Origin of the sequence: Enterobacteriaceae endosymbiont of Donacia vulgaris, from assembly GCF_012568445.1 — a bacterium.
Taxonomy (GTDB): Bacteria; Pseudomonadota; Gammaproteobacteria; order Enterobacterales; family Enterobacteriaceae.
Genome location: NZ_CP046190.1, coordinates 171,526 through 196,785 on the forward strand (window position 1 = coordinate 171,526; position 25,260 = coordinate 196,785).

A 25,260-nucleotide genomic window follows, 5' to 3' on the forward strand; every position below is an offset into this window, starting at 1 on the left:
ATATTAATTATTCATAAAATTAAAAAATATTATTTTGTCTAGTGATTTCAAATAAACAAATTCCAGTAGCGACAGAAACATTTAAAGAGTTTAAATTATGAAACATAGGTATAGAAACTAATAAATCACATTTTTTTTTAATAATAGATCTTATTCCTTTATCTTCAGAACCAATAATTAAACATATTGGATATTTTAATTTATTATTATAAATAATATTATTTTTTTTATTATTATCAGCTCCAATAATATAAATTTTATTAGATTTTAAAAAATTAATAATATTTATCAAACTTTTTACAAAAATTATGGGTATATATTCTGATGTTCCACAAGATATTTTTTTTACTATAGCATTTATTTTAACAGAATTTTTTTTAGGTAAAATAATTATATTAACACCAAATGCAACGGCACTTCTAATACATGCTCCTAAATTATGAGTATCTGTAAGACGATCTAAAATAAGAATAAATATCTTTTTTGATTCATTTATAATTTTATAAATATCTTTTTCTTTAAAAGATTTAGATATATTTATTATACTCATAATACCCTGATGTATACTATTATTAGTTTTTTGATCTAACCATTTTTTATTAACTTTATTTATTTGAATATTATATTTATTTATATATAAAAATAATTCTTTAATTTTATTAGATTGTTTTTTACTATTTAAAATAAATATTTTTTTTACACAAAAAGGATTTTTTTTTAAAATACTTATAACAGAATGTATACCAAAAATAATATCTTTCATATTATTAAATCATTATTTTAATAAATTAAATATATCATAATATAAAAATATAATTTTAAATTTTTTATTTGAAATAAATTATTTTTTTTTTTTGATAAATGTTATAAGATAATCATAAGCTTTATAAATTTGATTACTATCAAACCAATATAAATTTTTCCAATAACGTAACCAAGTTAATTGTTTTTTTGCTAAATGACGTGTTGCAAAAATAGTTTGTTGTACCATTTCATTATAATTTATTTGATTAACAAGATATAAAAACATTTGTTTATATCCAATACAACGTATTGCAGGAAAATGAATTTTTAAATATTTATTTTTAATAAGATTTTTTACTTCTTCTTCAAAACCTAATTCTAACATTTTAAAAACTCTATTTTCTATATTCTTATATAAAATTTCTCGATTAAAATAAGTTAATCCAAATTGATATATATTATAAGGAATTTTATTACCTGGAATTTTTTTTATTTCACTTAAAGTTTTTCCTGTTAAAAAAAATATTTCTAAAGCTCTTAAATTACGCTGTATATCATTACAATGAATTTTATTTGCAGATATAATATCAATTGTTTTTAACATATCATGATATGATTTATATAATTTATTTTTTATTTTATTAGTAATCATATTACGTATTTTAAAATTAGCTGCAGGTAATAAAGGAGACATAGTATTAATTAATACATTATAGTAAAACATACTTCCTCCTACTAATAGTGGAATTTTCCCCTTTTTAGTAATTTTATCCATAATATTTAAAACATCATTATAAAATTCTATTACAGAATATGACTGATATGGTTCTTTAATATCAATTAACCAATGTTTTGTATAAAAAAAATCATTTTTTCTTGGTTTATCTGTTCCTATATTTAATTTTTTGTAAATTAAAGAAGAATCTACACTGATTAATTCCACAGGTAAAATTCTAGCTAATCGACTAGCTAAATACGTTTTTTTAGAAGCTGTAGTTCCCATTAAAAAAATAGCTATTGGTAATATTTTATTTTTTTTATTCATAATAAAAATTATATTTTAATTATATAAAACAATTTTTTTATTGAAAAATTGTTTTTTTCTAATTTTAATAATTCTAATTCCATTAATAAATTTATAATTTTCGAAGAATCCCATTTTTCATTTAAATTAATTAAATAATTAATAATCCATTTTTGAATTTTATTTAAAGAAATTATTTTTATGTTTAAAAAATCTTTTAATAAAGACAAAAAAAAATTTTTAATATTATAGTCATATAAAAATATAGGTATATATAAAATATGAATTATATTATTTTGATTTATGTTAAATTTAAAACCTAATTTTTTTAAAAAATATTTTATTTTATATACAATTAAATATTCTTTTTTTTCTATATTAACAGAGATATTAATCTTAATACTATTTATAGTATTTTTATTTTTTAAATATAATTTAAATTTAATTTTTAATAATAAAGAAAATATTTCTTTTATTAAGATAGAATATAAAAGATTATTTTTTTCTATGATAATATAAGTATTTTGTAAAATTGTTAAAAATTTACCAAAATTTTTAAAATTAAAAATTGGTAAATTTTCTAAATATACCAAGTTTTTTTTTTTAATATTATTAAATAATAAACGATTTTTTATAGAAAGTTTTTTTTGAATAAAAAAATATTCTACATCTTTTACTTTTAATTGATTAATATCATTATTTTTTATTAAATTAATATTTATATTATCATTAATTTTTTTGATAAAATTATTATCACATAATAATTTTGTTATATTTTGAAATATAAAATTATATATTTCTTGTATATTATAAAAACATATATTATTTTTTTGTGGATGTATATTTATATCAATTTGATCAGGTTCTATTTTTAAATGTAATATAAAAGAAAATTTATAATTATTATTTAATTTATTAAATAATATTTCTTTAATAATACGATAAATAAAATTAGTATATACTATACGATTATTAACATAAAAATATTTAAATAAATTATTTATTAAATTATTTTCTTTATATATAATTATCCAACCATATAATTCTAATTTTTTATTAATAAAATTAAATTTTAATGAATTTTTTAAAAAATAACTACCACAAATTACTTTTATACGATTTAAATAAGAAATGTTATCTGTAACTTTTTTAAAATTATAGATAGTTTTATTATTATATATAAATTTAATTCCTATACCAAATTTCATTAAACTTATTTTTTTAATTATATTTTTAATATAAACAAACTCTATACTTTCATTTGAAAGAGATAATCTTCTTGCAGGAAAGTTATAAAAAAGATCAGATAAAATTATAGTTGTTCCAATTGGATGAGAAATTGGTTTAAAATAAATTATTTTTTCATTAAATCCTTCTGTATATAATTGCCAACCAATTCTTTGTTTGGATGTTTTAGATAGGATAGTCATCCTAGATATAGCCTTTATACTAGTTAAAGCTTCACCTCTAAAACCAAAACTCTTAAAAGAATCCAAATCATTTAAATTAAATATTTTGCTTGTAGCATGTTTTTTTATACATAAATTTAAATTTTTTTTATTCATGCCTATCCCATTATCATTTATATAAATATATTTAATACCTCCTTTTTTTATAGACAAATTTATTTGTGAAGCTTTTGCATCAATACTATTTTCTATTAATTCTTTAACTACAGTTGCAGGTCTATCTATTACTTCTCCTGCAGCAATTCTTTTTATAACATTTTTTGGTAAAATTTTAATATGCATTATTTATAATATTAATGTATAAATTTATTTATTTTAAAATAGAGCGGGAAACGAGATTCGAACTCGCGACCCCAACCATGGCAAGGTTGTGCTCTACCATACTGAGCTATTCCCGCTAAATAGAAATATAAATAACTTAATTAATGATATGAAATTTACGTTTTATTTGTCAATATATTTATTTAAAATATTATTTATTATTAAAAAGAAAATTTTTATAAAATTTTAATTCGTTTATAGATTCATTTATATCATAAAAAGCACTGTGTTTATTTTTTTTTTTTTTTTTAAAATTAGAATAAATTTTTGGATTCCATCTTTTTATAAGTTCTTTTATTGAACTTACATCAATATTACGATAATGAAAATATTTTTCTAGTTTAGGCATATAATTATATAAAAAAATACGATCTTTATAAATACTATTACCACATAAAGGAGTACTTTTAGGTTTAATCCATAATTTTAAAAAATTTAAAATATATATTTCTGCTTTTTTTTCATTAAATTTACTATTTTGAATTTTTTGAATTAAACCAGTTTTTTTATGTATATTTTTATTCCATAAATTCATAGTATTTAAAATATTATCTGGTTGATATATTGGGATAACTATTTCTTGATTGATAATTTCTAAATTAGAATTAGTAATAATAATAGCAATTTCAATGATACGATCTAACTTTGGATTAAGACCCGTCATTTCTAGATCTAACCATATTAAATTCTTATCTATTTGCACAAATAATATCCTTATATTATTTTTTTTATAAAAATTTAAATTTTTAAATATTATTTAATAATATTTTTTTGTATTATATTTAAATATTTCATAAAAAATTATTTATAAAATGAAAAAAAAAATTTATTTATATATACAAAACATATTACCACAATTTTTAATTACAAAATTTTTTAGTTATTTTACAAAAAAAAAGCTTGGGCTAATTACTACTTCTTTAATATTTTTATTTATTAAAATATATAAAATAAATATGAAAGAAGTAAAATATCCTAATATTTTTTATTATAAAACTTTTAATAAATTTTTTATAAGAAAATTAAATATGAATAAAAGACCAATTGATAATGATAAAAATCATATTATTCAAAATACAGATGGAACAGTTAATGAAATAGGTATTATAAAAAAAAATACACTTTTTCAATTTAAAGGTTGTTGTTATTCACTTTATAATCTTATAGGACAAGATTCTAAAATAAACAAAATTTTTAATAATGGTTTTTTTATAAATGTCTATTTATCTCCTAAAGACTATCATAGAGTACATATGTCTTGTAATGGGACTTTATTAAAAATAATATATATTCCTGGAAAATTATTTCCAGTTAATCATATAATATCTAAAAATTTATGTAATTTATTTATTTTAAATGAAAGAGTAATCTTTGTTTTTAAAACATCTTTTGGATTTATCATAAAAATTTTAATTGGAGCCCAAATAGTAGGTGGGATTTATACTTCTTGGTACGGTTCAGTTATTTCTTCTAGAACAAATAATATTAAAATTTGGAATTGGCCATACATAAAGAATTTTTATAAAAAAGATTTTATTTATTTAAAAAAAGGCGAAGAAATGGGATATTTTAATATAGGATCAACTGTAATTACTCTATTTCCTCCTAAAACAATTAAATTTAATCCTATATTAAAAAAAGGAGTAAAAACTAAAATTGGAGAATTATTAGCATTCATTATTTAGAAGTAAAAATTTTTATATATTAAGAATTTTTTATAGAAAAACTAATAGCTTTATGAATAGATTTTTTTTTTAATAAAAACATAATAAATCTATCTAAACCTATAGCCATACCTGAATAATTTGGGATACCATATTTCATTGCTTTTAGTAAATAATTATCTACTCTTTTTATGGGTAAACCCATTAGTTTTCTTTTATTATTATCTTCGTCAAATCTTTTTTTTTGTTCTTTATAATTAGTTAACTCATGGAAACCATTACCTAATTCTACACCTTTAAAAAATACTTCAAATCTATTTGCTATATTTTTATTTTTTTTATTTATAGTTTCAGTAGTTTTTTGTGATGCTGGAAAATTGTATATTAATATTGGAGATATAAATCCTAATTTAGGTACAATATATAAATCAAATAATAATTGTAAATAATTATTTTTTATAAAAAAGTGATTATTTTTTTTTTCTTTTACAAAACCTATTTTTTTAATTAAAAATAATAATTTTTTTTGATTTACATGAAAAGGATTTATTTTTAAATATTTTAAAAAAATTTTTTTATATGAATAATTTTTAATTTTATTAAATCCAAATTTTTTAAAAAAAGAGTTTACTTCTAACATTAATTGTTTTAAATTATAATTTTTATGATACCATTCTAACATGGTAAATTCTGGATTATGATATCTACCAAACTCTCCATTACGAAAACTATGACATATTTGATAAATTGAATGATTTATTTTAGATGCAAGTATTCTTTTCATATGATATTCAGGACTAGTAATTAAAAATAATTCTTTTTTATTTGTAAAATAAGAAAAATTAGTACTAAATTGTTGTAAATAAATATTTGTATTTTCATATTTAGTTAATATTGGTGTTTCTACTTCAATAAAATTTTTTTTATCAAAAAAATTTCTTATTTTCTTTATTATAATAGCACGTTGAATTAAATCATTAATTTTAGCGCTAGTTAAGTAATTAGAATTTTTCATATTATTTAAAAATTAATAATTTTATTATTTAAATCGAGAAATATATTTTTTTTTTCTTGTATCAATTTTAATTATATCACCAATCTTAATAAAAGATGGAACTTTTATTATTTCTCCGTTACTCATTGTAGCCTTTTTATTATTATTTATAATACTTCCTTTCCCAATTATACTTGTATTTATTACTTTTAATTTTATAAAATTAGGTAATGTTAAAAATATAGGTAATTGATTCCAAAATGTTATAATATAGTCATATTGAGAAATTAACCATTTTTGTTTTTTTTTAATTATTTTATAACTAATAATAGTTTGTTCAAAACTATTTTGATCCATAAAATAATAAAAATAATCTGTTTCATTATACAAATATTTTAATTTCTTTTCTACAATATCTGCAGTATCTAAATTATAAGTTGATTTAAATGTTTTATCAATTAATTTTTCTGTAATTAAATTTCTCATTTTTATTCTTACAAATGCTTGTCCTTTCCCAGGTTTAACAAATTCATTAGATTCTATAATATAAGGTTGATTTAAAAATATAAATTTCATTCCAATCTTAAAATTATTACTACAATAATTAATCATGTTTTCTTTTTTTTAAAAAAATATTAATTTATTATTATATTATATTTATAAAATAAAATTATTCTATGAAAGAATTATGGTTAAAACAATTATCTAATAATATTGATAATAATTATGATCTTATTAAGATATTAAAAATTAAAAAAGAAAATAGTTATCCATTCTTATATAAAAAAAATAATATTTTTTTTAAAGTTAAAATACCTTTAATTTTTATAAAAAGAATAGAAAAAAAAAATTACAAAGATCCAATCTTATTACAATTTATCTTTAATAAAAAAGAATTAATTAAATATGATAAATATAATAATCATCCACTGAATGAACAATTTATTATTCCAGGTATGATACATAGATATAAAAATAGAGTATTAATACTAATTACAGGAATTTGTGCAGTACATTGTAGATATTGTTTTCGTAAAAATACTAAACATATTAATTCAATTAAAATATGTGATTGGAATAAAATAATTTATTATGTAAAAAAAAATTTAGAAATTAATGAAATTATTTTTTCTGGAGGAGATCCATTGATTTTAAATGATCATAAAATTAATTTATTTCTTAATGATATAAAAACAATACCTCATATTAAAATATTAAGAATACATAGTAGATTATTATGCATTCTACCTACAAGAATTTCTATAAATTTATTAAAAATATTTAGTAAATGTAAATTTCGTATTGTAATAGTTACTCATATTAATCATCCTAATGAAATTAGTGAAGAATTATCTGATAAAATTTATTCTTTAAGAAAGATAGGAATAACTATTTTTAATCAAAGTGTTTTATTAAAGAATATAAATGATAATCATAAAATTTTAATTAAACTAAGTAATACTTTATTTAATATTGGAATTATTCCTTATTATTTGCATCTTTTAGATAAAATAAATGGTAGTAAACATTTTAATGTTTCTGAAAAAAAAGCCAAGAAAATTATGAAAAAAATATTATTATCATTATCAGGTTTTTTAGTTCCTAAATTAACTAAAGATATTTATGGATGGAAAAATAAAAAATTTATTACTTAAAATAATACAAAAAGCTGTGCATTAATAGCACAGCTTTTATTAATATATTAATAAAATTGTAGTTCAAATAAATTTAAATTTTTTTAAAGAAAAAATTACATCATACCGCCCATATTACCCATACCACCACCTGGTGGTGTAGATATTTCTGATTTTTCTTCTTTTGGTAAATCAGTAACCATACATTCTGTTGTAATCATAAGACCAGCTACAGATGCTGAATATTGTAACGCTGATCTTGTAACTTTAGTTGGGTCTAAAATACCAAATTTAATCATATCTCCATATTCTTCATTTGCAGCATTATATCCATAATTACCATGACCATCTTTTACATTATTTGCAACTACTGATGGTTCTTCACCAGCATTAGAAACTATTTGACGTAAAGGAGATTCCATTGCTTTTAACGCTACTTTTATACCCATATTCTGATCTTCATTTTGACCAGTTAAATTTGTTAATTTAGCAGCTACACGTACTAATGCAACTCCACCTCCAGCTACAACACCTTCTTCTACGGCCGCTCTAGTAGCATGTAAAGCATCTTCTACTCTAGCTTTTTTTTCTTTCATTTCTACTTCAGTTGCAGCACCAACTTTTAATACAGCTACTCCACCTGCTAGTTTTGCGACTCTTTCTTGAAGTTTTTCACGATCATAATCTGAAGTCGCTTCATCTATTTGTTGTCTTATTTGATTAACACGTCCTGAAATATCATTTTGTTTTCCAGTACCATCAATAATAGTTGTAGTATCTTTATTGATAACTATACGTTTTGCTTGTCCAAGATCTTCTAATGTAGCTTTTTCTAATTCTAAACCAATTTCTTCTGAAATAACATTACCACCTGTAAGAATAGCAATATCTTGTAACATAGCTTTACGACGATCTCCAAAACCTGGAGCTTTAACAGCAGCAACTTTTACTACGCCACGCATAGTATTAACAACTAGTGTTGCTAATGCTTCCCCATCAACATCTTCAGCTATAATTAATAAAGATTTACTAGATTTAGCAACCATTTCTAAAATTGGTAAAATTTCTCTAATATTTGAAAGTTTTTTATCTACTAAAAGTATATAAGGATTATCAAGTTCTACGGTACCAGATTCAGATTTATTGATAAAATACGGAGATAAGTATCCTCTATCAAATTGCATACCTTCAACAACATCTAATTCATCTTGTAATCCTGTACCTTCTTCAACTGTAATTACTCCTTCTTTTCCTACTCTTTCCATTGCCTGTGCAATTAAATTACCTACAGTTTCATCTGCATTTGCAGAAATAGTTCCTACTTGAGCTATAGATTTTGAATCAGAACATGGAACTGAAATTACTTTTAATTCTTCTACTGCAGCAATAACAGCTTTATCTATTCCTCTTTTTAAATCCATAGGATTCATACCAGCAGCAACAGCTTTTAAACCTTCACTAACAATAGATTGTGCTAATACACTAGCAGTAGTTGTTCCATCACCTGCTACATCATTAGCTTTGGATGCAACTTCTTTTACCATTTGTGCACCCATATTCTCAAATTTATCTTCTAATTCTATTTCTCTAGCAACAGTTACCCCATCTTTAGTTATAGCTGGTGCTCCAAAGGATTTGTCTAGTACTACATTTCTACCTTTTGGACCAAGTGTAATTTTAACTGCATCTGCAAGTATATTTACACCTCGTAACATTTTTACACGGGCATCATTCCCAAATTTTACATCTTTAGCTGCCATTTTAAATATTCCTTAAATTCATTTATATTAAATTAATTAAATTTTTTAAAAAATTTTATTTAATGACAAATTTTATTATTTAATAATAGCTAAAATATCACTTTCAGACATGATAAGCACTTCTTCATCATCAATTTTTTCTGTTTTAACACTATAACCATCATTAAATATAATTGTGTCGCCTTTTTTTACATCTAATGGTTTTACAACACCATTATCTAATATACGTCCTTTTCCTACTGCTAGAACTTCTCCTCTTGTAGATTTTCCTGCAGCAGAACCTGTTAATACAATTCCTCCTGAAGATTTAGATTCAACTTCTTTTCTTTTTACAATAACACGATCATGTAATGGACGAATATTCATTTAATAATTCTCCTTTTAAGAAGTTTAACTATTATAAATTAATATTAATTTATTTTGAATAATGTGCACTGAAAGATAAGGACATATAGTCCATGTTTCAAGTACTATTTTAAAAAAATTTATTTATCAAAATTTTTGTTAAAAAATAATAAAAATAATTAATATATTGATATGATATTATCATGATTAATTATTATTAATTACCCATATAATTATTTTATTTAATTTTTTAATAAAAAAATATTGACGTTTACTCATAAATATTGTCATAATAAGAACATATTTTTTTATATATGCCCGAATAGCTCAGTCGGTAGAGCAGTGGACTGAAAATCCCCGTGTCGGTGGTTCAATTCCGCCTTCGGGCATTTTTTTTAATTTTGTTATTTAAAAGATTTTTTTATATCTTTTTCTTATAAATAAAAAATGCAGAAAAAAATTTTTTTCTGCATTTTTTTATTTATAATCTATATAAAAAAATTACTGATTATTTTATTTATTAAATATACTTCTTTTTTAATGTGATAAATTTTTTGATATTCTTTTGTAAAAAGAAAGTTATATGGATAACTTAATTTTTTATATATAAACAATTCATTGTTATAATTATTCATTTGATTATTTAAATAATCATCATGATCATAATTATGATCCATTAAAGAATGTCTTTTATATAAAATATTTTTTTGAAGAATTTTAGGAGTTTTTATAATTTTTATTTCTACATAACGATCTATAACTAAACAATTTTTTAATTTTTTATAGTTTTTTATTTTCTGACAGTTTTTATTAATTAACAAATTACTACCTAATCCTTTAATAATAATTATTTTATTAAATAAATTTTTATTTTTTAATGCTAAATATTCAGCAATTTTTTGAGCTCTTTTTTGTGATAAAACATAATTATTATTATCTTTTTCTAAATAATCAGAATAACCTAAAATAATTATTTTATTTTCATTATCTTTAGATAAATTTTTGTTTTTAATATTTTCATTTAATACTTGATTTAATTTTTTTTTGTTTTGTGGACCTAAATCACTTTTATTAAAATTAAAATAAACTTTTGTTGTTAATAAAACATTATTATTACTATAATTAGTATAGTAATTATTTTTAGCTTTATGTATTAACTTTTTAAATGAAGGTAAATGATATTTATCAGTAAATTTATATACTAAATTAATGGTAAACATAGAATTATTTGTTTTTTGACCTAAATTATAAATATCATTATTTCCTATTTTTCCAGAAAATTGATACTCTAATCTTGATGAAAAAAATCTATTTATTTTAAATTCCCCACCTATGGCTAATACTGGGTATATACCATATTGTAAGTTATTTATATTTTTTCTATAATCATTATTTTTAATATATTGTTGATTAATTGATTGAGTAAATAAACCACCTAAACGACTATATAAATATATATTTTTATATATAGGATATCTAATATTAGATGTTAATTGTACTCCTTTAGATTCAAAAAAATTTGTAATTCCTTCTTCTGTAAGATTTTTTTTAACAGCTCCTAACCAATCAAAACCTAGTTCAAAACCTAAAAAATTATTTGATTGATATCCAAAAAATGCTCCAGTTCCTATTTGATTAAAAATATTATATTCTTGATTATCAATATCTTTACCAAATAATTTAATATGATCATATCGTGATAAACCAAATTTAGATCCAACATACCAATATTCTTGAAAGTTAGATTCAGCATTTGCAATATTATAAATGTTCATTATAATCATAATAAAAATAATAGTTATTTTTTTCATTTTTATATAAACCTTTTATTATTAAATGAATAACATTAAAATTTATATTCTTAAATATTTTACTTATTTATTTAAAAATTTACAATTTTAAAAAATTTTAATAATAGAAAAAATATTTTTTTGATCCTTATTTAATCTAAGTAAAGAATTTTTTAAAATATTATTTTTTAATATAACTTGTATCCAAATTATATCTAACTTAATTACTATTGATTTTAAAATAATACTATCTCTTATTATTTGCCATTTTTTAGTTTTATTATTTTGAATTTCTAATAAATCCTTATATGACGGTAAAAAATTAGATTTACCTTCTAGTAAAAATAACTTTTTATTTTTTTTATTTTTAAATTTTAAAGTACTAATTATTTCTTGTCCTAAATAACAACCTTTATTAAAATCAATAAAATTAAATTTTTCCATATTACTTTGTTGAGGAAAAAATAGATTACAATTATGATTAACGTCAATAATAGGATAACCTATCTTCATATAAAATTTATTCCAAAAATTATTATTTACAATATAAACTATTTTTTTAGAATAAAATTCTTGTATAAAAAATTTAATATTTTTTTTTGATACAACTAAAAAATAATAATAATTAGAATAACAAAATTTTAAAAAAATGTCTTTTTTAAAAAAAAATAATGTTTTTTTTGTTAATAAAATATTATTTTTTTTAAAAATTTTAGAAATTATTTTTTTTAAATTTATACTTGATAATCCAAATATCTTTTCTTTTGAATTTAAAAAAAATTCTATATTATAAAATGCAGTATATTTTTTGAGATTCTTTAAATATAATTCTAATATATTTTTTTGAATAATACATTTATAATAATTATCAGAATTTTTAAAAATATGCATATTTGTTAATATTCTTCCTTGAGAATTACAATGTAAAGAATTTAAATAATTATTATTATTTAATTTATTAATATCAATAGTTAATTGATTTTGTAAAAAATTTTTACAATCAGGTCCTTTAATATTCAAAATTTGTAAATAATTTAAATTATAAACTTTTAATAAATTATTTACATTATAATTTTTTTTTTCTATATCATTTAACATATAATTTTATAAAAATCACGTTTTTAAAAATTTAAATATTAATTATTAAAATAACAAAATTTTTTATTTTAATAGAAATTTATGTAGTTCTTGTAAAGAAAATACTTTTTTTTTGAAATTATTTTTCATAGCCATTACACTAGCTATTGCTCCATTAATAGTTGTATTATAATAAATATTATTTTTTAAAGCTAGAATTCTAATTAAACTAGAATTATTAATAGATTTTTTACTTTTCCCAGTATTAATTATATAAGTATATCTTTTATTTTGAATAAAGTTAACTATGTTTGGTTCTTTTTCAGTAGATTTCCTAACTTTTTTAACTAATAAATTTAATTTTTGTAAAAAATGAGCAGTTCCATATGTTGCTTCAATTTTAAAACCATATTTTATTAATTTTTGTACTATTGGAAAAATTAATTTTTTATCTTTATTTTGTATAGATATTAATATAATGCCTTTTTTTTTTATAAAAATTTTTGTTCCTAACATTGCCTTATAAAAAGCTTCAGCAAAAGAAAATCCAATACCCATAACTTCTCCTGTAGATTTCATCTCAGGCCCTAATATAGGATCTATATTATCAAATTTATTAAAGGGTAACATAACTTCTTTTACAGAAAAATATGGTGGAATAATTTCTTTGTTAAGATTTAAATTAAATAAAGATTTACCTACCATGACTAATGCACCCATTTTTGCTAATGGTATATTTATTGCTTTAGAAATAAAGGGAACTGTTCTAGATGCTCTAGGATTTACTTCTATTATATAAATTTCTTTATTTTTTATAGCAAATTGAATATTTATTAATCCACATACATTAATTTTTGTAGCTAATTGTTTAGTTTGAATTTTAATTTTCTTTAAAATACTTTTACTTAAAGTACGTGTAGGAAAAGAACAAGCTGAATCTCCGGAATGTACCCCTACATATTCAATATGCTCCATAATACCTCCTATAAAAATATTTTTTCTATCACAAATAGCGTCAACATCAACTTCTATAGCATCTTTTAAAAATTTTTCCAATAAAACAGAAATATTATTTTTTATATTTAGTAAATAATAATTTTTTAAATTTTCTTCATCATATATTATTTCCATAGATCTACCACCTAAAACATATGAAGGTCTAACTATAATGGGAAAACCTATAATTTTTGCCTTTATTACAGCTTCATTTAAATTATTTACTATATAATTAGGAGATTGTTTTAATTGTAAAGAATTAATAATACATTGAAATTTTTCTCTATCTTCAGCTAAATCTATAGATTCTGGACTAGTACCTATAATATTAATATTTTCTTTTTTTAATTTTTTAGCTAAATTTAGTGGAGTTTGTCCTCCGTATTGTATAATTACACCTTGTGGTTTTTCTATTCTAATAATTTCTAAGACATTTTCTAATGTAATAGGCTCAAAATATAAACGATCTGAAATATCATAATCAGTAGAAACAGTTTCTGGATTACAATTAATCATAATTGTTTCAAAATTATTTTGACGTAATATTATTGATGCATGTACACAACAATAATCAAATTCAATACCTTGACCTATTCTATTGGGCCCGCTGCCTAAAATAACAATTTTTTTTTTATTTTTACTAGGTTTAGCTTCACATTCTATTTCATATGTTGAATATATATAAGCTGTATTTGTTTCAAATTCAGCAGAACATGTATCTACTCTTTTATACACTGGATGTATATTTAATTTATGTCGTAATTTTCTTATTTTATCTTCAGATATATCTAATAAATCTGCTAATCTAGCATCAGAAAATCCTTTTTTTTTTAAATTAAAAAAATTTTCTTTATTGTATAAATATTCAATACCTATTTTTTTTACTTTATTTTCAATATTAATAAGATCTTTTATTTGTAATAAAAACCATTTATCTATTTTTGAATATTGATAAATATCTTGTATTGGTATATTTAATCTTATAGCATCTGCAATAAACCTAATTCTATCAGGACCAGGATTTTTTAATTCTTTAATAATTAAATTAAAATTTTTTTTATCTTTAACTAAATTAATTTTAGAATCAAAACCATTAATACCTATTTCTAAACTACATAATGCTTTTTGAATCGATTCCTGGAAAGATCTACCTATAGACATAACTTCACCTACTGATTTCATTTGTGTAGTTAATCGATCATTCACATTATAAAATTTTTCAAAATTAAATCTAGGTATTTTAGTAACTATATAATCAATAGAAGGTTCAAAAGCAGCGGTAATACAATTACTTGTTATATCATTCACTAGTTCATCTAAAGTATAACCTATAGCAAGTTTTGCTGATATTTTTGCAATTGGAAATCCTGTTGCTTTAGATGCTAATGCTGAGGATCGTGATACACGAGGATTCATCTCAATTACTACTAATTTTCCTGTTTTTGGATGGACAGCAAATTGAACATTCGCACCTCCTGATTTGATACCAATAGCCTTCATAATTAATATAGAAGCATTTCTCATGATTTGATATTCTTTATCAGATAAAGTTTGTGCTGGCGCGACAGTAATTGAATCTCCTGTATGAATACCCATAGGGTCTATATTTTCAATAGAGCAAACAATAATAGAATTACCATTTTGGTCTTTTACAACTTCCATTTCATATTCTTTCCACCCTATTAATGACTCATCAATAATTAATTCATGGTTTGGAGATAAATTAAAACCGTTTTTACAAATTTTTTTATATTCTGTTATATTATTTGCAATTCCTCCACCACTTCCTCCCATAGTAAATGATGGTCTAATAATACATGGAAAACCAATTTTTTTAATATACTGTAATGCTTCATCTATATTATGAATAATAAAAGAATTAGGTATATTAAAACCTAATTCTTTTACAATATTTGCAAAAGAACAACGGTTTTCTGCTTTATTTATAGTTTCAATTGATACTCCAATCGTATTAACATTAAATTTATTTAAAACATTATTTTTTTCTAAATTTAAAATACAATTTAATGCTGTTTGGCCACCCATTGTTGGTAAAATTACATCAGGTTTTTCTTTTTCTATAATTTTAGCAATACTTTCCCAATTCATAGGTTCTATATAAGTAATATTAGCAATATCAGGATCAGTCATAATAGTAGCAGGATTAGAATTTACTAAAATTAAATTATATCCTTCTTCTTTTAAAGCTTTACATGCTTGAGTCCCTGAATAATCAAATTCACAAGCTTGGCCAATAACAATTGGCCCGGATCCTAAAATCATAATATTTTTTATATCAGTACGTTTTGGCATTTTATAATCTCTTATATTTTTTTTTACAATATATTTGAATTAATTTTATGAAATAATCAAATAAAATAGATGCATCATGTGGACCAGGACTAGCTTCAGGATGTCCTTGAAAACCAAAAATAGGTTTATTAATTAAATGAATTCCTTGTATAGTATTATCAAATAAAGATTTATGTGTAATTTCTATATTTTTAGGAATATTATTTTGATCAATAGTAAAACCATGATTTTGAGTAGTAATTAATACTTTGTTACTTTTTAAATCTTTAACAGGATGATTACTTCCATGATGTCCAATATCCATTTTTTTAATTTTTGCTCCACTTGCTATGGCTAATATTTGATGACCAAAACAGACACCAAATATTGGAATACTTGTTGTTAAAAGTTTTTTTACTGTATTTATTATAGAAATACAAGGAGTAGGATCTCCTGGACCATTAGATAAGAAAATTCCATCAGGATTTAATAAAATTATATTTTTATAACTAGTAAAAGCTGATACGACAGTAATTTTACATTTTCTATCTATAAACATTTTTAAAATACTTGTTTTTATACCAAAATCTAGTACTATAATATGCATAGAAAATTTATAATGTTTAATTAATTTAATGTTTTTATTACTTTTATTCCAAAAATAATTTGTTTTTGTTGTAATGTTTTTGATTAAATTCAATCCTTGTAATCCATTATACTTATTAATTTTTTTAATAATATTTTCATAATTTACATATTGGTTAGTAACAATCAATGCTATTTTTTTTATTTTTTGATTACGTATTAATCTAGTTAAATATCGAGTATCTATTCCTTCAATAGCAACAATATTATTTTTTTTAAGAAATACATCTAAATTTTCAGTGCTACGATAGTTACTTGATATTGTTGATAAATTATTAATGATAATTCCTTTTAAATAAATTTTTGATGATTCATTATCTTCTATATTTGTACCTACATTACCTATATGAGGATAGGTAAAAGTTACAATTTGTTTATAATAAGAAGGATCAGTAATTATTTCTTGATAACCAGTAATAGCAGTATTAAATACTATTTCTCCTATAACTATTCCATTAACGCCTACAGATTTTCCAAAAATTTTAGTTCCATCTTCCATTAATATTATGGCTTTATTATTCAATTCATTCTCCATAATTAATATAAAAATACATTTAAATTCATTATGTATTATTTATATATTTATATTATTTTATTATATAAATATTCTATATTAGAATATTATATAATAAAATAAAATTTATGATTAAATAATAATTTTTTTAAAATAAGAAAAAATAATTAATTATTTATTTTAAATATTATTAAAATAAATTACTCTCTTTATTAAATAAAAGAGAGTAATTCTTTTATTTTTTAATATTATTTAAAGATTTCATATGAATCATATAATTTCTTAAAATATAACCTACTTTTTCAATAGGATGATTTCTAATATTAAAATTTAAATCACGTAAATATTTATTATTTATAAATTTATCTTTTATTTTTACTAAACCTAAATCTTCTGATGTAAGATTATTAATAAAATTTTTTAATAATGGAATAGCATTATTAGAAAATAGATAACTACCATATTCAGCTGTATTTGATATTACTTTATTCATTTCATATAATTTTTTTCTTGCAATAGTATTAGCTATTAAAGGTAACTCATGTAATGATTCATAATATGCTGATGCAGCAGATATACCTGATTCTATCATTAATTCAAAAGATAATTCGATACTACTTTTAATAATAGCAATAATGACAATTCCTTTATCAAAATATTCTTGTTCTTTTATATTATCGTTTTTAATATTTTTAGTTTTTTCAAAATTATTATTTTTATATATTTTTCTCCATTTTATTAAATTAATATTATTATTTTTCCAATCTTCCATAAGTTCTTTGGAAAATTTACCTGAAATTATATTATCAATATGTAAAGAAAATAAAGGTTTTAATTTTTTTTTTAAAATTAGTGATAATTCATATGCACGTATTTTATTAACATTATTTAATCGATCCATCATTAAACTAATACCTCCTTGTTTTAAAGATTCTGTAATATATTCCCAACCAAATTGAATTAATTGTGAAGCATATAATGGATTAATATTTAATTTTAATAATTTATCAAATAATAAAACAGATGTTGTTTGTAACATTCCACATAATACTGTTTGCTCTCCCATTAAATCTGATTTTACTTCAGCCGAAAAAGATGATTCTAATACCCCTGCTTTATGGCTTCCAAGCGCAAAAGCCCATGATTTTGCTATATCAAATCCATTTATATTATGATACGTACTGTTTTGATGAACAGCAATTAAAGTGGGTACCCCAAAATTTCTTTTAAATTCTTCTCTTACTTCAGTACCAGGACATTTAGGGGCTACCATAATTACAGTAATATCTTTAGGAATATTTTCTCCTTCTTCAATAATATTAAAACCATGAGAATATCCTAATGTAGCTCCTTTTTTTATTAAAGATTTAATATTTTTTAAAACATTATGATGATTATTATCAGGAGTTAAATTAATTATTAAATCTGCATCAGGTATTAAATCTTTATAAGAACCAATACGAAAATTATTTTTATATGCTCTTTGCCAAGATAAATTTTTATTTTTTATAGATTCTTGTTTTAATGCATAAGAAATATTTAAACCAGAATCTCTCATATTTAATCCTTGATTTAATCCTTGAGATCCACAACCTATAATAACAATATTTTTATCTTTTAAATATTTTATACCTTCTGTAAATTCTTCAAATCTCATTAATCTACATTTTTGTAAATTTTTTAATTTTTTACGAAAATTTAAATTATTAAAATAATTATTCATTTAGTAATCCTTGATTATAGTAAAAATCAAAATAATATTTAATTAGTTTAATAAATATTTTAATAAAATATTTATTAAATCTGAATAAATATTATTTAACTATTAAATTAAGTAATTTATATATTCTATATTAAAATTATTTTTTTATTTTTGTAATATATAATTAATTTTTTAGTCAAAAAATATTTTATTTTAAAGTCTAAATTTTAATAATTTCTTTTAATAAAAAAGAGTTTATTATTGATTTAATTTATCTTTATCTCTTACTGCTCCTGTATCAGCGCTAGTCACTAAATAAGCATATGCTTTAAGTGCAAAAGAAATTTTTCTTTTTCTTTTTAATAAAGGTTTATATGCTAAGTTCCCTCTTTTTTTTTCTTCATTTATCCTGTTATTTAATTCATAAAATGAAATATCTAAATTTATAGATCTATTTGGAATATTAATTTTAATAATATCTCCATTTTTTACTAAAGCTATAATTCCTTTACTTGCTGCTTCAGGAGAAATATGTCCTATAGATAAACCAGAAGTACCTCCAGAAAATCTTCCATCAGTAATTAAAGCACAAGTATTATTTAATTTCATTGATTTTAAGTAAGATGTAGGATATAACATTTCTTGCATACCTGGACCTCCTTTAGGTCCTTCATATCTTATGACAATAACATCTCCCGGAAAAATTTTTTTATTTAAAATTGCGTGTATTGCGGATTCTTGACTATCAAATACTTTTGCTTTTCCTTTAAAAATAAGTAATTTTTTATTTACACTAGCTGTTTTGACAACACATCCATCTTTAGCAAGATTACCATATAAAACAGCTAATCCTCCATCTTTACTAAATGCATATTTATATGAACGTATACAACCTTTTTTTCGATCAATATCTAAATTATTCCACATTTTATTTTGTGAAAAAGGATATATTGTTTTTATATTACCAGGAGCTGACTGATAAAATTTTTTTATTTTTATATTTTGTGTTGTTGTTATATCATATTTATTAATTGTTTCTTCTATTGTTAATCCTAATATATTTTTAATATCTTTATTTATTAATCCTATTTTATTTAATTCTCCTAAAATTCCGATTACTCCACCTGCTCTATGAAAATCTTCCATATAAAATTTATTTGTACTGGGAGAAACCATACATAACCATGGTGTTTGTCTTGATAATTGATCAATTTTTTTTAAATTAAATAATACTTTAGTTTCCTGTGATAAAGCTAACATATGTAGGATTGTATTTGTTGAACCTCCCATTGCAATATCTAACATTGTCGCATTTTCAAATGCTTTTTGATTAACAATATTTTGGGGTAAAAAATTAATTTTATTCTCTAAATAATATTTTTTTGTAATTTCTACAATTTTTTGAGCAGATTTTATACATAATTTTTTACGATTAATATGGGTAGATATTAATGATCCATTTCCAGGTAATGCGAGACCTAAAGCTTCTACTATACAATTCATAGAATTAGCTGTAAACATTCCAGAACAAGAACCACAAGTAGGACATGCATTTAATTCAATATTTTTTATATATTTTTTTGATTTTTCTGATATTCCTGATTGGACCATAGCATCCACTAAATCAATTTTTTTAACTTTTGTAGTTCCTTTTATGTTAATTTTACCTGCTTCCATGGGACCACCAGAAATAAATACAGTAGGTATATTTAATCGTAAACTAGCCATTAACATTCCTGGAGTAATTTTATCACAATTAGATATACAAATCATAGAATCAACACAATGTGCATTTATAACATATTCTATAGAATCTGCAATAAGTTCTCTAGAAGGTAAAGAATATAACATCCCATTATGTCCCATAGCAATACCATCATCTATTGCTATAGTATTAAATTCTTTTGGTACTCCTCCATTATGTTTAATTTCATTGGAAATAATTTTACTTAATGTTCGTAAATGTATATGTCCAGGTACAAATTCTGAAAAAGAATTAACTATTGCAATAATAGGTTTATTAAAATCTTCATCATTCATACCTGTTGCTCGCCAAAGAGCTCTTGCGCCAGCCATATTACGGCCTTTTGTTGTAGTCAACGAACGGTAATTAGGCATAATATTATTCTTCTTTTTAAATTAATATAAAATGATTATTTTTTAATAAAATCTAACCAATTCCATTTATCTTTTATTTTTCCTTTTAGTAAATATAAAAATTCTTTTTGTATAATTTTTGTAATTTTCCCTCTTTTACCATTATTAATTAATATATTATCTATACTATAAACAGGAGTAATTTCAGCTGCTGTACCTGTTAAAAATATTTCATCAGCTAAATATAAAGATTCTCTTAATATTAAACATTCTTTTATTTTAAAATTTAAATTTTTTGCTATTTTTAAAACTGAATCTCTAGTAATTCCCGGAAGAATAGATGAAGTAATTGGAGGAGTAAATAAAATATTATTTTTAATTTTAAATATATTTTCTCCAGCTCCTTCTGCAACAAAGCCTAAACTATCTAATGCAATCCCTTCATCATATCCGTTTCGACGAGCTTCACTACCAATTAATAAAGAAGATAAATAATTACCACCTGCTTTAGCTAAACTAGGTATAGTATTTGGTTTCATTCTATTCCAAGAAGATATCATAGTACGGATACCATTTTTTTTTGCATTATTACCAAGATAATCTGTCCAGGGAAATGTACTAATCATTATATCTGTATAATAATTTTTAGGAGGAGTAATACCTAGTCCTACATCTCCTATAAATACTAAAATTCTAATATAAGCTTCATTAAGATTATTAATATTAATTAATATATGGACAGCATTCATGATTTCTTTTATAGTAAATTTTAATGGAAAGCGATAAATTTTAGCAGAATTATATAAACGTGTAATATGATCTTTATGACGAAAAATCGCAGGTCCTTTATATGATTTATAACATCTTATTCCTTCAAAAACAGATGTACCATAATGTAATGCATGAGTCATAACACTAATTTTAGCATCTTCCCATTTTATAATATCACCATTTAGCCAAATAAAATTTGCCTTTTTTATAGACATTATTATATTTCCTTATTATATGTAAAAATAATGTTATCATAAAATTTATGATATTATTACTATATCTAATACATCTACTAATTTTTTAATTTGATTAACTAAAAAATTAATAGATTTATAACTTTTTACTATTAATTTAAAATTAATATTTTTCAATTTATTTACTACATCAATATTTATAGTTTTAATTAAGAATCCTCTATGACGAATAATTCTTATTATTCTTTCACTAATTTCAGGACTAATATTTGTTTTAATAAATAATTGATATTTTTTCATTTAATCTTTCTCCATCATATTATCATTACTATATCCTGGAGGAACTAATGGCCAAACATTATCATATTCATTAATAACAACATGTAATATATAAGATTTATTTATAAAAAAAATTTTTTTTAAACTTTCTTCAATTTCATTCATATAACTAATACTATGACCTGATATTCCAAAAGATTGAGCTAACTTTATAAAATCGGGGTTATCATATAAAGTTGTTTCACTATATCTTTTACTAAAAAAAAGTTGTTGCCATTGTCTTACCATACCTAATCTATTATTATCTAATAATATGATTTTTATAGGTAATTTTTTTCTTTTAATTGTACTTAATTCTTGAATGTTCATTATAAATGAACCATCTCCTGTAATACATATTACATTATTACGAGGTTTAGCAATTTGTGCACCAATAGCAGCAGGTAATCCAAAACCCATTGTTCCTAAACCGGCAGAAGTAATAAAATTTTTAGGATTAGTAAAAGTGATATGTTGAGCTACCCACATTTGATGTTGTCCCACATCAGTAGTAATAATAGTATTTTTATTTTTAATATCTGATAATTTTTTAAGTAAAAAAGGAGCGTAAATTTTATTATTTTTTGTAAAAAAATTATATTTATAGGAATATTTTTTTTTAATTTTTTTTATATAATTTTGCCATTTTAATATATTTTGAGGTATTTCTAATAATGGAATTAAATTATTTAAATTTCCTAATAATTCTACTTGTACTTTACAAATTTTATTAATTTCAGCAGGATCTATATCCATATGAATAATATTCGCAGAAGGAGCAAATTTTTTTATATTACCTGTTACTCTATCATCAAATCTTGCTCCAATAGCTATTAATAAATCACATTTTTGTACGGTATAATTAGCAGCTTTACTTCCATGCATTCCTAACATTCCTAAATAATATGGATTATTATTATCTATAGTTCCTAAACCTTTTAAAGTTACAACTGTAGGTATTTGAGAATTTTTAACAAATTTTCTTAATGTTTTAACTGCATTACCGATATTGACACCACCGCCTATATATAATAGAGGCATATTAGAGTGTTTTAATAAGTAATTAGCTTTAATAATTTCTTTTTTTGAAAATTCTAATTTTTTAATAAAAAATTTTTTTTTATTTTTTGATTTAATAATTTTTGGTAAATTAGATAATTGTATATCTTTAGGTATATCTATTAATACAGGTCCAGGTCTATTAGATAATGCTATATAAAATGCTTTTTGTATTGTTGAAGATAATTCTAGTGATGAAGTAATTAAAAAACTATGTTTAGTACATGATAAAGACATTCCTATAATATCTATTTCTTGAAAAGCATCAGTACCAATTAATGGGAGTGATACCTGTCCTGTAATAGCAATAATAGGTACAGAATCTACCATAGCATCAGCAATTCCTGTAATTAAATTAGTAGCACCCGGACCAGAAGTAGCAATACAAACTCCTACTTTACCTGTTACTCTAGCATATCCAATTGCAGCTATAGCTGCTCCTTGTTCATGTCTACATAAGATATGTTCAATGCCTCCATCATATAATGCATCATAAAGAGGCATGATAGCTCCTCCAGGATATCCAAATACTGTTTTAACATTTTGTTTTTTTAATTCTTGAATTATACATTGTGCTCCATTCATGTTTAAACCTCTTTCATTTTGTTAGATAATATGCATAATTCAACGTAATTTATTTAAGTTTTAAAAATATGGTTTTTATTTTATTTGATATGCTACAAATTTTTGGAAAATTATTTAAATTTTAATGTAAAATACATTTATATTTTACTATAAATTATTTTTTATTTTCAGGGGTGGAGGGATTTGAACCCTCAACCATTGGTTTTGGAGACCAATATTCTACCAATTAAACTACACCCCTTTTAAATATTAATAAAAAAATATATTTCATATTATCTAATAATAAATTATTACTATAATTGATTCAATTAAAATTTATATAAATAATTCTTTAAATTAATAATTTTTTTTATAAAAAAGATCAATATAAAATTATATTTTACTAAAATTTTTTTTAAATTTAATAAAAAATTTTATTTATTAATTTTGTAATATAATATATATGATATATATTATTTATGATATATTTTTTTAAAATATTAATTGATTAAATTAAAGGGTAAATATGACAGAATGGAGTATTGGTAAAATAAAAAAAATAAAATACTGGACAGAAAATTTATTTAGTATCATTGTAAATGCACAAGTTAATAATTTTTCTGCTGGCCAATTTACTAAGTTAGCATTAGATATTAATGGTAAAAAAATAAAAAGAGCATATTCTTATATTAATCCTCCAAGTAATCAAAATTATGAATTTTATATATCTAATGTTCAAAAAGGAAAATTAAGCCCATATTTATATAATTTAAAAATTAATGATGAAATTTTTATTTCTAAAGATGCATCAGGTACTTTCATACTAAATAATATACAATCTTGTGAAAATTTATGGATGTTGTCTACAGGTACAGGTATAGGCCCCTATCTTTCAATATTACAAGATAAAGTATGTTTTAAAAAATTTACAAAAATAATTTTAGTACATTCTATTAGATATATAGAAGATTTTAGTTATTTAAATTTAGTGAAAAATATAGAAAAACAACATTTTAATAAATTAATTGTTCAAATTATTTTAACTAGAAATATTAATAATAATAATTTTTTATATGGGTATATTCCTAATTTAATAAAAAATGGACAATTAGAACAAAAAATTGGAATAAAAATTAGTTCTCAAAATAATCATATAATGTTATGTGGCCATCCAGAAATGATAAAACAAACACAAAATTTTTTAGAAAAAAATAAAGGTTTTTCTAAAAATTTAAAAAATAAAAATGGTAATATAACATCTGAAAGATATTGGTAAAAGATTATTT

General features: G+C 21.0%; 20 protein-coding genes and 3 tRNA genes. 4 read left to right on the forward strand and 19 right to left on the reverse strand.

Annotated elements, in window-relative coordinates:
• Positions 1-19: 19 nt before the first annotated feature.
• From rlmB to orn, 5 genes are all read right to left on the reverse strand, one after another.
• A complete protein-coding gene (rlmB, locus tag GJU01_RS00835) occupies positions 20-763 on the reverse strand; it encodes a 23S rRNA (guanosine(2251)-2'-O)-methyltransferase RlmB (RefSeq protein WP_168867968.1) in 744 nt (247 codons plus the stop codon).
• A 78-nt stretch (positions 764-841) separates the two neighbouring features.
• A complete protein-coding gene (gene miaA / locus GJU01_RS00840; RefSeq protein WP_168867969.1) occupies positions 842-1,789 on the reverse strand; it encodes a tRNA (adenosine(37)-N6)-dimethylallyltransferase MiaA in 948 nt (315 codons plus the stop codon).
• Positions 1,790-1,797: 8 nt separating this feature from the next.
• Positions 1,798-3,519, reverse strand: coding sequence for a DNA mismatch repair endonuclease MutL (gene mutL, locus GJU01_RS00845; RefSeq protein ID WP_168867970.1), 1,722 nt, complete (start codon positions 3,517-3,519; stop codon positions 1,798-1,800).
• A 42-nt stretch (positions 3,520-3,561) separates the two neighbouring features.
• Positions 3,562-3,635 (reverse strand) — tRNA-Gly (locus GJU01_RS00850).
• 74 nt (positions 3,636-3,709) lie between these two features.
• A complete protein-coding gene (gene orn, locus GJU01_RS00855) occupies positions 3,710-4,261 on the reverse strand; it encodes an oligoribonuclease (protein WP_168867971.1) in 552 nt (183 codons plus the stop codon).
• A gap of 109 nt (positions 4,262-4,370) precedes the next feature.
• Here orn and asd point away from each other — a divergent pair, with 109 nt between their 5' ends.
• Positions 4,371-5,243 (forward strand): archaetidylserine decarboxylase, encoded by an 873-nt coding sequence (asd, locus tag GJU01_RS00860; protein ID WP_168867972.1) that lies wholly within the window; start codon positions 4,371-4,373, stop codon positions 5,241-5,243.
• A 19-nt stretch (positions 5,244-5,262) separates the two neighbouring features.
• Here the strand turns inward: asd and epmA are convergent, their stop codons facing one another.
• A complete protein-coding gene (epmA, locus tag GJU01_RS00865) occupies positions 5,263-6,237 on the reverse strand; it encodes an elongation factor P--(R)-beta-lysine ligase (RefSeq protein ID WP_168867973.1) in 975 nt (324 codons plus the stop codon).
• 24 nt (positions 6,238-6,261) lie between these two features.
• Positions 6,262-6,828, reverse strand: a complete 567-nt coding sequence (gene efp / locus GJU01_RS00870; protein WP_168867974.1) for an elongation factor P — start codon at positions 6,826-6,828, stop codon at positions 6,262-6,264.
• Between the two features lie 65 nt (positions 6,829-6,893).
• Here efp and GJU01_RS00875 point away from each other — a divergent pair, with 65 nt between their 5' ends.
• Complete coding sequence (locus tag GJU01_RS00875) at positions 6,894-7,871, forward strand: KamA family radical SAM protein (RefSeq protein WP_168867975.1); 978 nt, start codon at positions 6,894-6,896, stop codon at positions 7,869-7,871.
• Between the two features lie 95 nt (positions 7,872-7,966).
• Here the strand turns inward: GJU01_RS00875 and groL are convergent, their stop codons facing one another.
• Together groL and GJU01_RS00885 are read right to left on the reverse strand one after the other, a co-directional pair.
• The gene (groL, locus tag GJU01_RS00880) at positions 7,967-9,610 is read right to left on the reverse strand and encodes a chaperonin GroEL (protein ID WP_168867976.1); all 1,644 of its coding nucleotides are present in this window, start codon (positions 9,608-9,610) and stop codon (positions 7,967-7,969) included.
• Between the two features lie 75 nt (positions 9,611-9,685).
• Positions 9,686-9,976 carry a co-chaperone GroES gene (locus GJU01_RS00885; RefSeq protein ID WP_168867977.1) on the reverse strand — a complete coding sequence of 97 codons (291 nt, stop codon included), beginning with the start codon at positions 9,974-9,976 and terminating at the stop codon, positions 9,686-9,688.
• Between the two features lie 295 nt (positions 9,977-10,271).
• Between GJU01_RS00885 and GJU01_RS00890 the strand changes: the two genes are divergently transcribed.
• A tRNA-Phe gene (locus GJU01_RS00890) sits at positions 10,272-10,344 on the forward strand.
• Positions 10,345-10,443: 99 nt separating this feature from the next.
• Here the strand turns inward: GJU01_RS00890 and GJU01_RS00895 are convergent.
• From GJU01_RS00895 to GJU01_RS00940, 10 genes are all read right to left on the reverse strand, one after another.
• Positions 10,444-11,766, reverse strand: coding sequence for an OmpA family protein (locus tag GJU01_RS00895; RefSeq protein WP_168867978.1), 1,323 nt, complete (start codon positions 11,764-11,766; stop codon positions 10,444-10,446).
• A gap of 87 nt (positions 11,767-11,853) precedes the next feature.
• Positions 11,854-12,843 carry a CAF17-like 4Fe-4S cluster assembly/insertion protein YgfZ gene (gene ygfZ / locus GJU01_RS00900; RefSeq protein ID WP_168867979.1) on the reverse strand — a complete coding sequence of 330 codons (990 nt, stop codon included), beginning with the start codon at positions 12,841-12,843 and terminating at the stop codon, positions 11,854-11,856.
• Positions 12,844-12,906: 63 nt separating this feature from the next.
• The gene (gene carB, locus GJU01_RS00905; RefSeq protein WP_168867980.1) at positions 12,907-16,131 is read right to left on the reverse strand and encodes a carbamoyl-phosphate synthase large subunit; all 3,225 of its coding nucleotides are present in this window, start codon (positions 16,129-16,131) and stop codon (positions 12,907-12,909) included.
• Between the two features lies 1 nt (position 16,132).
• Entirely contained in the window at positions 16,133-17,278 is a 1,146-nt protein-coding gene (gene carA / locus GJU01_RS00910) for a glutamine-hydrolyzing carbamoyl-phosphate synthase small subunit (protein WP_246208938.1), read from the reverse strand.
• A 226-nt stretch (positions 17,279-17,504) separates the two neighbouring features.
• Entirely contained in the window at positions 17,505-18,992 is a 1,488-nt protein-coding gene (gene ilvC, locus GJU01_RS00915; RefSeq protein ID WP_168867982.1) for a ketol-acid reductoisomerase, read from the reverse strand.
• Positions 18,993-19,229: 237 nt separating this feature from the next.
• Positions 19,230-21,089: a dihydroxy-acid dehydratase gene (gene ilvD / locus GJU01_RS00920; protein ID WP_168867983.1), complete on the reverse strand. Its 1,860-nt coding sequence runs from the start codon at positions 21,087-21,089 to the stop codon at positions 19,230-19,232.
• Positions 21,090-21,124: 35 nt separating this feature from the next.
• Positions 21,125-22,054, reverse strand: coding sequence for a branched-chain amino acid transaminase (locus tag GJU01_RS00925; RefSeq protein WP_168867984.1), 930 nt, complete (start codon positions 22,052-22,054; stop codon positions 21,125-21,127).
• A gap of 45 nt (positions 22,055-22,099) precedes the next feature.
• On the reverse strand, positions 22,100-22,333 hold the full coding sequence (gene ilvM / locus GJU01_RS00930) for an acetolactate synthase 2 small subunit (RefSeq protein ID WP_168867985.1): 234 nt from the start codon (positions 22,331-22,333) through the stop codon (positions 22,100-22,102).
• Positions 22,334-23,995: an acetolactate synthase 2 catalytic subunit gene (ilvG, locus tag GJU01_RS00935; protein WP_168867986.1), complete on the reverse strand. Its 1,662-nt coding sequence runs from the start codon at positions 23,993-23,995 to the stop codon at positions 22,334-22,336. It lies immediately after the preceding gene.
• 168 nt (positions 23,996-24,163) lie between these two features.
• A tRNA-Trp gene (locus GJU01_RS00940) sits at positions 24,164-24,236 on the reverse strand.
• Between the two features lie 264 nt (positions 24,237-24,500).
• Here GJU01_RS00940 and GJU01_RS00945 point away from each other — a divergent pair.
• A complete protein-coding gene (locus GJU01_RS00945; protein ID WP_168867987.1) occupies positions 24,501-25,250 on the forward strand; it encodes an FAD-binding oxidoreductase in 750 nt (249 codons plus the stop codon).
• Positions 25,251-25,260 lie beyond the last annotated feature (10 nt).